10 protein-coding genes are annotated in these 8,435 nt (G+C 64.4%); 2 read left to right on the forward strand and 8 right to left on the reverse strand.

What is annotated here, in order from left to right; translation table 11 throughout:
* The first annotated feature begins 392 nt into the window (after window positions 1–392).
* A complete protein-coding gene (locus WEB61_RS01085) occupies window positions 393–1,181 on the forward strand; it encodes a class I SAM-dependent methyltransferase (protein WP_368062480.1) in 789 nt (262 codons plus the stop codon).
* A 154-nt stretch (window positions 1,182–1,335) separates the two neighbouring features.
* A complete protein-coding gene (locus WEB61_RS01090; RefSeq protein ID WP_368062481.1) occupies window positions 1,336–2,034 on the forward strand; it encodes an ArsR/SmtB family transcription factor in 699 nt (232 codons plus the stop codon).
* 14 nt (window positions 2,035–2,048) lie between these two features.
* On the opposite strand, the gene WEB61_RS01095 is transcribed toward WEB61_RS01090, so the two are convergent.
* From WEB61_RS01095 to radA, 8 genes are all read right to left on the reverse strand, one after another.
* Window positions 2,049–2,363, reverse strand: a complete 315-nt coding sequence (locus WEB61_RS01095; protein ID WP_368062482.1) for an NIPSNAP family protein — start codon at window positions 2,361–2,363, stop codon at window positions 2,049–2,051.
* 151 nt (window positions 2,364–2,514) lie between these two features.
* Window positions 2,515–3,123 (reverse strand): TetR/AcrR family transcriptional regulator, encoded by a 609-nt coding sequence (locus tag WEB61_RS01100; RefSeq protein WP_368062483.1) that lies wholly within the window; start codon window positions 3,121–3,123, stop codon window positions 2,515–2,517.
* Window positions 3,124–3,128: 5 nt separating this feature from the next.
* Window positions 3,129–3,551, reverse strand: a complete 423-nt coding sequence (locus WEB61_RS01105; RefSeq protein WP_368062484.1) for an ester cyclase — start codon at window positions 3,549–3,551, stop codon at window positions 3,129–3,131.
* 139 nt (window positions 3,552–3,690) lie between these two features.
* Complete coding sequence (locus tag WEB61_RS01110; protein ID WP_368062485.1) at window positions 3,691–3,993, reverse strand: hypothetical protein; 303 nt, start codon at window positions 3,991–3,993, stop codon at window positions 3,691–3,693.
* A 3-nt stretch (window positions 3,994–3,996) separates the two neighbouring features.
* On the reverse strand, window positions 3,997–4,716 hold the full coding sequence (locus WEB61_RS01115) for an SDR family NAD(P)-dependent oxidoreductase (RefSeq protein WP_368062486.1): 720 nt from the start codon (window positions 4,714–4,716) through the stop codon (window positions 3,997–3,999).
* Between the two features lie 13 nt (window positions 4,717–4,729).
* Window positions 4,730–6,265 (reverse strand): amidophosphoribosyltransferase, encoded by a 1,536-nt coding sequence (purF, locus tag WEB61_RS01120; protein WP_368062487.1) that lies wholly within the window; start codon window positions 6,263–6,265, stop codon window positions 4,730–4,732.
* A gap of 44 nt (window positions 6,266–6,309) precedes the next feature.
* Window positions 6,310–6,948, reverse strand: coding sequence for a CvpA family protein (locus WEB61_RS01125; protein WP_368062488.1), 639 nt, complete (start codon window positions 6,946–6,948; stop codon window positions 6,310–6,312).
* 29 nt (window positions 6,949–6,977) lie between these two features.
* Window positions 6,978–8,387, reverse strand: coding sequence for a DNA repair protein RadA (gene radA / locus WEB61_RS01130; protein WP_368062489.1), 1,410 nt, complete (start codon window positions 8,385–8,387; stop codon window positions 6,978–6,980).
* Between the last annotated feature and the right edge of the window lie 48 nt (window positions 8,388–8,435).

Raw genomic sequence — 8,435 nt, forward strand, 5'->3', positions numbered from 1 at the left:
CTATCTGGTCAACGGCCTGCGCGAAACCTTCAACCTCCCCGGCGTCCCCATCCGCCTCTTCATGCGCAAGGGAAAAAACCCTTACGCGAAGAAGAAGTAGCGAGCTTACCAGCCCCTTGTCCTGCACCCGCCGTGCCGCTATTTTGTACGCCATGAGTGCATTCTTTTCCATCGGTACGACGGGTTTCTTCTCCGTCCGGTTGCGCGAGACAGGCGACGCGGCGTCCCACCGCTAAGGCCTGCGCGCTCCCTTTTCAAACCAACGTCACGGAGCCCGTGCGCGCCTTGAGCTGCGCCTGAAGCCTTCATCGTGCTCGCAAGGCAAGCGCCTGCGGGACATGCCGCGTCATCCCTCCATTCGCGAGCCGGAGATCATGGATGAGGCATGTCCGATGGCACGAAAAACAAATCAACGCCGCGCGCCGAGCAAAAGCTGGGATGCCGTGGCCGGCTGGTATCTCGGTTGGGCGGGCGCGGAAGGAAGCCGCCACCACCGCGAGCTGGCGATCCCCGCACTGATGGCGCTGCTCGCACCGGAAAAGGGCGAACGCGTCCTCGACATCGGCTGCGGCGCCGGCGCGCTGGCGCCGGCGGTCATGGCGGCCGGCGCGCACTACACCGGCATCGACAAAAGCCCGCGTCTCGTCGCGCATGGCCGCAAGCATCATGGGGGCGACGCCCGGCTCCTTGTCGGCGACGCAACACGGCTTTCGGCGCTCGCCGCGCTGGCGCCCGGCGGTTTCGACGCCGCGACATTCCTGCTCAGCATTCAGGACATCGACCCGCTCGACGTGACGCTGCGTTCTGCCGCCTGGGCGCTTCGGCCTGGTGGACGTCTCGTGATGCTGATGACGCATCCGTGCTTCCGCATCCCCCGCCAAAGCGGTTGGGGCTGGGACGACGGGCGCTCGCTACAATATCGCCGCATCGACAGCTATCTCACGCCGCTCGATGTGCCGATGCAGGAATACGGCCGAAAAAACGGCAAGGAAAAGCCGGGCGTCACGCGCAGCTATCACCGTCCGCTCGAGACTTATGTCGCGGCGCTGGCGGCCAGCGGCTTCGTCATCGATGCGTTGCAGGAGATTCCCGCCGGAAATACAGGGGAGGAGGGTAGGGCGCAGCGCCGCGCCCGCCGCGAAATCCCGCTCTTTCTGGGAATAGGCGCCTGGCAATCGTGAAAACGAGGGGGGCGTGGCGCCCCGGCGCTACGCCCTCACCTCCTCGTGGTGCACAATCTCGCCGTTGTTCCTATAGGCCAGCATCGCCACTTCGATCTTCATCGTAATATCCATCGGCCCGCCATGTTATTCTGGTCGGCGAAAGGAACCGCCGATGGTCAACACCAACCGGCTTGCGGAAATTGGCAGTCTCGTCGGCGAACCCGCCCGCGCGGCGATGCTTCTCGCCTTGATGGACGGTCGCGCATTGACGGCAACCGAACTCGCGCGTTCGGCCGGCATCACGCCGCAGACCGCCAGCACGCATCTCGCGCGGCTGACATCCGCCGACCTCCTCAGGATGGCGAGACAGGGGCGCCATCGTTATCATCGCCTGGCGTCGCCCGACATTGCGCGCCTGCTTGAAGACATCATGCAGATTGCCTCGTTGACCGCGCGGCCCGAACGGCGGATAGCGACCGGCCCGCGCGATGCAGTCATGCGGCGCGCACGCACTTGCTACGATCATTTCGCCGGCCAGCTCGGCGTTGCCATCACCGGCGCGCTGGTTACGCGTCGTGTGATCGAGTTCGATGACGAAGCAGGCCTGATTTCCGCCGACGGAATCGCGTTTCTCGCGCGTTTCGGCATCGGCATCGCACCCGGCTCGCAGACTTCCACGCGTCCGCTTTGCCGCCCCTGCCTCGACTGGAGCGAGCGGCGCCCGCATGTTGCGGGCAAGGTCGGCGCGGCCATCTGCACGCATTTTCTGGAGAAAAAATTCGTTCGTCGTATCGGAGACACGCGTGCGCTGGAAATAACGCCGCCCGGCATCAAGGCGCTGCGCGAGATGTTCGGTATCCGAAATCTCTGACCGCACCTCTTGCTTCAGCCATGCGGTGCCGAGACAAGCTTCAGGAATATCCTGTCTTCGCGAAGAATGAATTTCTCGCGTTGGGCGAAATCGTAATTCTCCCGGCCCAGCGGATCGGCCGCGAGGCGCGCGCGATAGGTCTCGTAGGCGGCGAGGTTTTCGATGTTGTAAACGCCGTAGGCGACGGTGCTTGAGCCCTCATGCGGCGCGAAATAGCCGATGAGATCGGCACCGCAGCGTGGGATCGCCTGTCCCCAGTTCCGCGCATACTGCTCGAAATAGGCACTCCTGAACGAATCGATCTCGTAGCGGATAAAACAGGTGATCATGCGGCCCTCCATGCATTGCAGGGGAGGACAATGACCCACGGAGAGCGGTCTACGCTGCGGTCTGCATCGAATTGAGGCGATGGCGGCGTGCTCTCCGCGCCTCCGGCTTCCCGCCCTGCACGGGATCGGCGAATGGACGCGACCGGTTCTGTCAGCCTTGTGTCCGGGCCGCTGCGACAAGGGCCTGGATCGCCCACCGCCGGACCTTCTCGGCTTCCTTGTCGCTGAGTTGCAGCACATCGCGCGTAACGATGTAAGCTTCCGTGCCGATGACGATCGCAAGGGCACGGGCCAGCATTTTCATGGCATCCGGCTTGAAGGCCCGCCGCGCCGGTTCGAGAGCGGCCTCGATAAGCGGCGTCCGGCGGTTCTGCCGGGCGGGAATACCGGGAGCGGTTGTGCCGCTGACGCTCTGCTCAAGCGATTTGGCCAGCATCAGCCGCAGTTGCGGCTCGTTGGCTGCTATCATCTTTTGGAATGCGGTGTCGACGCGCGCGACACGTAGAGCTGGATCGTCGGATCTCTCATCCTTGAAAATCGTGTCTGCATCCGGTGTCGCAACGTCGAGCGCCGCTTCGAGCAGCAGAGCATCGACATTCGGAAAATAGCGATAAGCCGTCGCCCGCGACACGAGCGCCGCTTCGGCAATTTCCTCAATGCCTGGATGCCGCCCCTGCTTCATCAGAAGTGACGCGGCCTGCAGTAGGTCCTTGCGTGTCCGCTGCCGCTGGTTCGGCCGTCCGGGCTTTGTTGCTGCCATCGGTCTCAATCCTGCGGCAATTGCCGGATGATACTGGCAAGATCGACCCACACATTCTCGCGGCGAATGTCGCCGTTGCCGGCGAACTCGATCACATGCAGCAGGCGAAATTCGAGCGGGCGGTTCCGTCCTTCAATCCCGAAAGGGCGGCCGGGAGCCTTGCCGCGCCACAACGACTCATCGACCAGGAAATCCTTGCCATAGAGCCGTTTCCGGCATTCGACCTTCCCGTCCGAGAGATCGGCGAAAAGCGCTTCGTAGAAGCCGCGCGCGCCGTCCGGCCCATGGGTGGGCCCCGCCGGCCAGCCGACAATGTCGTGTTCGACATCGGGCGAGAGCGTGGCCAGCACGCCCTCCACATTGTCGGCTGCTTCAAAGCCGAAATGTTCGTCGATTTTCCGGTCCATCTCTTCGTGGGTCAGCGTCATGACAGGCTCCCGTATCTGTTGCCGGCCAGTTTGTTATTGAGATAGTAGTCTCATGTCAATATAATTGTTTCAATAACGGTGCGGCCGGCCGAACGACGCCCGATGAGCGATGGGGGAGCACATCGTTCCCGTCCGGCCGCTATCGCACTGCGCGCAGATAGTCCGGAAGTTCGCGTTCGAATTCGGGGAAATAGCGCGAAATGACGCTCACATCGAAACTGCCGAGGATCGCTTCCTTCGGCTCGCGATCCAGCAGGAAGCGGAAGGCGGCGTCGATGCATTGCTCGGGCGTATGGTCGCCGCCCGTGAGCTTGGTGCAGGTCGCCAGCGCCATCGTCACCCGATGCCGGCTTTCGCTTTTACCGTCGCGGATGACGACGTCGAAAGTGAGGGAGTCGCCGCTGGCGGTTCGCACAACAGCAATGTCGCGCGCCGCTGCCATGCCTCAGGCCTTCACCTTCTCATAGCGCACGATCTCGCCGTTCTTCGTGTAATCCGGCATCGCCATTTCGATGAAGAGCGGCACGAGGTCGGCCGGCTTCGTCAGCGATGTCGGGTCTTCACCCGGCATTGCCTTCTTGCGCATCGCGGTGCGCGTCGGGCCGGGCGAGAGAAGGTTGGCGCACACGCCGGTCTTGCCGAGTTCCGCCGCCCAGGTCTTCACCATTGCGTCGAGCGCGGCCTTCGTCACCGAATAGGCGCCCCAATAGGGTTGGCATTTCTGCGCCGCGCCGGAGGTCACGAAAATCGCCCGCCCCGCGTCGGAGCGTTTCAGCAGCGGTTCGAGGGAACGGATCAGGCGGTAATTGGCCGTCACGTTGATCGCAAGTGTCTTGTCCCAGTCTTTCGGCTCGAGGTGCGAAAGCGGCGTCAGCGTGCCAAGCGAACCGGCATTGGCGACCAGGATGTCGAGCTTGCCCCAGCGCTCGAAAATCGTCGCGCCCAACCGGTCGATGCCGGGGAGGTCGGTGAGGTCGAGCGGCACCAGCGTCGCCTTGCCGCCGACTTTCCGGATTTCGTCGTCGACTTCCTCGAGCCCACCGATTGTGCGTGCGACGAGAATGACATGTGCGCCTTCCGCCGCCATGCCGAGAGCGACCGCGCGCCCGATGCCGCGCGATGCGCCGGTGATGACCGCAAGGCGGTCCTGCAAACGTCCAACCATGCTTTTTGAATACTCAGGCTATTTCGGCGAGCAGCGACAGCTGCGTCGTCCGCTGCTCGCCGTCACGGTCGAGCAGCGGCGTCGGATAGTCGCCGGTGAAACAATGATCCGTCAGTTGCGGGTGTTCCTGGTCGCGGCGGGCAAAGCCCATCGCGCGGTAGAGCCCGTCGACGGAGATGAAAGCGAGGCTGTCGACCCCGATATAGTTGCGCATCTCTTCGAGCGAATAATTGGCCGCGAGCAACTGTTCGCGTTCCGGCGTGTCGATGCCGTAGAAATCCGGATGCGTGATCGGCGGGCTGGCGATCCGCATATGCACTTCGCGGGCGCCCGCCTCATACATCATTTTGACGATCTTCACCGAGGTCGTGCCGCGCACCACGCTGTCGTCGACAAGCACGATGCGCTTGCCCTCGACGATGGCGCGATTGGCATTATGTTTCAGCTTTACGCCGAGCTGGCGGATATGCTGCGTCGGCTCGATGAAGGTGCGCCCCACATAATGGTTGCGGATGATACCGAGCTCGAAAGGAATGCCCGACTCCGCCGCATAGCCGATCGCCGCCGGCACGCCCGAATCCGGCACCGGGATCACGACATCGGCATCGACGCGCGATTCACGCGCGAGTTCCTGGCCGAGCCGCTTGCGCACATTATAGACGCTCTTGCCGCCGACAATGCTGTCGGGCCGGGCGAAATAGATGTATTCGAAGACGCAAGGCCGCACCTGTTGCGGCGGGAAGGGCCGAATGGACTCGATGCCGTCCTTGGTCGCGATGACGATTTCGCCGGGCTCGATCTCGCGCACGAATTCGGCGCCGATAATGTCGAGCGCCACCGTTTCCGAACAGAGGATCGGTGCACCGGCGAGCCGTCCGAGAATGAGCGGCCGGATGCCCAAGGGGTCGCGCGCCCCGATCAGCTTCTTGTTGGTCAGCGCCACCAGCGCATAGGCGCCCTGGATTTGCGACAGCGCGTCGACGAAGCGCTCCATCAGGCGTGGCTTCCGGCTCTGCGCCACAAGCTGCAGGATGGTTTCGCTATCCGATGTCGACTGGAAGATCGCGCCCCCGCGCACCAGCTCGTTCCTGAGCGTGATGGCGTTGGTCAGATTGCCGTTATGCGCCACCGCGAAGCCGCCGCCGTAAAGATCGGCGAAAAGCGGTTGCACATTGCGCAGCACCGTCTCGCCCGTCGTCGAATAGCGCGTATGACCGATTGCCATATCGCCTTTGAGGCGCCCGACCACACTGGCGGAAGAGAAATGATCGCCGACGAGGCCCAACCGCCGCTCCGAGTGAAAATGTTCGCCGTCGTAGGCGACGATGCCGGCCGCCTCCTGGCCGCGATGCTGCAGCGCGTGAAGCCCCAGCGCCGTCAGCGCGGCGGCGTCGGGATGGCCGAACACGCCGAACACGCCGCATTCCTCGCGCGGCCGGTCGTCTTGCAGCTCGTTATCGGTCAGGAAGGAAGGGGCGGGGGCGGGAAGCGGGCCCGGTTTTCGGGCTTCGGTCGCAAAGGGGAAGCGAAGCTGCATCTGTTCGGGCATTGCGCGGACTCCTGAAGAACGCGGACTCCTGAAGAATCAGGCTTTCACTCCCCGGTCGTGTTCTCGAAAAGCCGATCGAGCCCCCTCCGTTCGGACGGGTTATAGCCCGGCCCATTTCCGTTGTCAGCGCCTGAATTGGCCGGTTCGTTCCTCGGCGCCGGGGCGGGTTGTCGCGCCGGCGGCTTCTCGACCGGCCGGGTTTCAGAGGTCGGCGCCAGCGAAAACAGCAGGCTTGCCGTGCTTTCGACGGTCGGTTTGAACCGCGCGTCCCGAATCCAGTCCGGATGATCGTCGGGATCGGGCACCAGCCAGACGAAAAAGAGATAGGCGACGGTGACGATCAAGAGGCCCCGCGCCAGCCCGAACAGGAAACCCAGCGTCCGGTCCATCATCGAGGCCCGGTCGTGAATATCCATCAGCGCGCCCGACCAGCGCGCCGTCAGCCAGGCAATCAGCAGGTAGCCGACGAGGAAAATCGCCAGCGCCGCCACCACCGCGGCAAGCCAGGCCGAGCCGATAAAGCTGGCGAAATAGGGCGCGACATAGGGAAAAAGCCAGAGGGCGGCAAGCGCGCCCGCGACCCAGGCGACGATCGACAGCATTTCATTGGTGAAGCCGCGCAACAGCGCCAGCACACTCGAAATCAGCAGAACCGCGATGACGATACCGTCGAACAGCGTCAAATCACTCTCCCATTACGGGACAAAGCCTATCACATTTCGCCCGCGTGCTTGCGGGCACCTGAACCGGTTGCCAGATGGGCGATTAGACCCTGAAGATCCGAAATTTCAGTGAAGGCGAGGCTCCCGGCGGGCCGCGCACGCGGCCCCATGGCGGGCAGGAGCGCGCGCGAAAAGCCGAGCTTTTCAGCCTCTTTCAGCCGCGCCTCCATCTGGTTGACCGGGCGCACGGCGCCCGAAAGGCTGATTTCGCCGAAAATCACGCAATCCGACGGCAGGGGCTGGCCGGTGACCGACGAAATCAGCGCCGCCGCCACGGCGAGATCGGCCGCCGGCTCGTTGATTCGAAGCCCCCCGGCGACGTTCAGATAGACGTCCTGGCCCGCCAGCGTCAGCCCGCAGCGTGCCTCGAGCACGGCCAGCACCATCGAGAGCCGCCCGCCGTCCCAGCCGACCACCGCCCGGCGCGGCGTGCCGAGCGCGCTTTTGGCGACCAGCGCCTGGATTTCCACCAGCACCGGCCGCGTCCCCTCGATCCCGGCGAAAACCGCCGAGCCGCTGGTCTCGCCGTCGCGCTCGCCGAGAAAGAGGGCGGAGGGGTTCGGCACTTCGGCAAGCCCCTTTTCCCCCATCTCGAAGACGCCGATCTCGTTCGCCGGCCCGAAGCGGTTTTTCACCGCGCGCAGGATGCGGAACTGGTGCCCGCGCTCGCCTTCGAAATAGATCACCGCATCGACCATGTGCTCGACCACGCGCGGTCCCGCGATCTGGCCTTCCTTGGTCACGTGCCCGACGAGAATGACGGCTGTCCCGTGCCGCTTGGCGAAGCGCACCAGCTCCTGCGCCGAGGCGCGCACCTGCGCCACCGTGCCCGGCGCCGAATCGAGCGCCTCGGTCCACATGGTCTGGATCGAATCGATGACGACGGCGTCGGGCGGCGTCCCGCTTTCCAGCGTGCCGAGAATATCCTTGAGATTGGTCTCGGCGCCGAGCTGCACCGCCGCTTCGCCGAGCCCGAGACGACGCGCCCGCATCCGGACCTGGGCGATCGCCTCTTCGCCCGAGATATAGACGGCCGTGCCGCCTTTGAGCGCCAGCGCCGCCATCGCCTGCAGGAGCAGCGTCGATTTGCCGATCCCCGGATCGCCGCCGATCAGCACCGCCGATCCGGGCACCAGCCCGCCGCCCGTCACCCGGTCGAACTCGGCCATGCCGGTGATATGGCGCGGCGGATCGGCCGTCTCGCCGCTCATCGCCACAAGCTCGATCCGCCGTCCCTTCGCCCGCCCGGCTGCTTTCGCTGGCCCCGCGCCGATGCCGCCCGTCGCGCCCGCTTCCTCGACGATCGTGTTCCACTCGCCGCACGCCTCGCAGCGGCCCGACCAGCGCGTATACGCCGCGCCGCAGGACTGGCAGACGAAATTGCGCGATGCCTTGGCCATGTGTCGTTATCTTACCTCTAGACAAAACCGTCATGGCCCGGCTTGTCC

The organism is Parvibaculum sp. (assembly GCF_040882025.1).
GTDB lineage: Bacteria > Pseudomonadota > Alphaproteobacteria > Parvibaculales > Parvibaculaceae > Parvibaculum.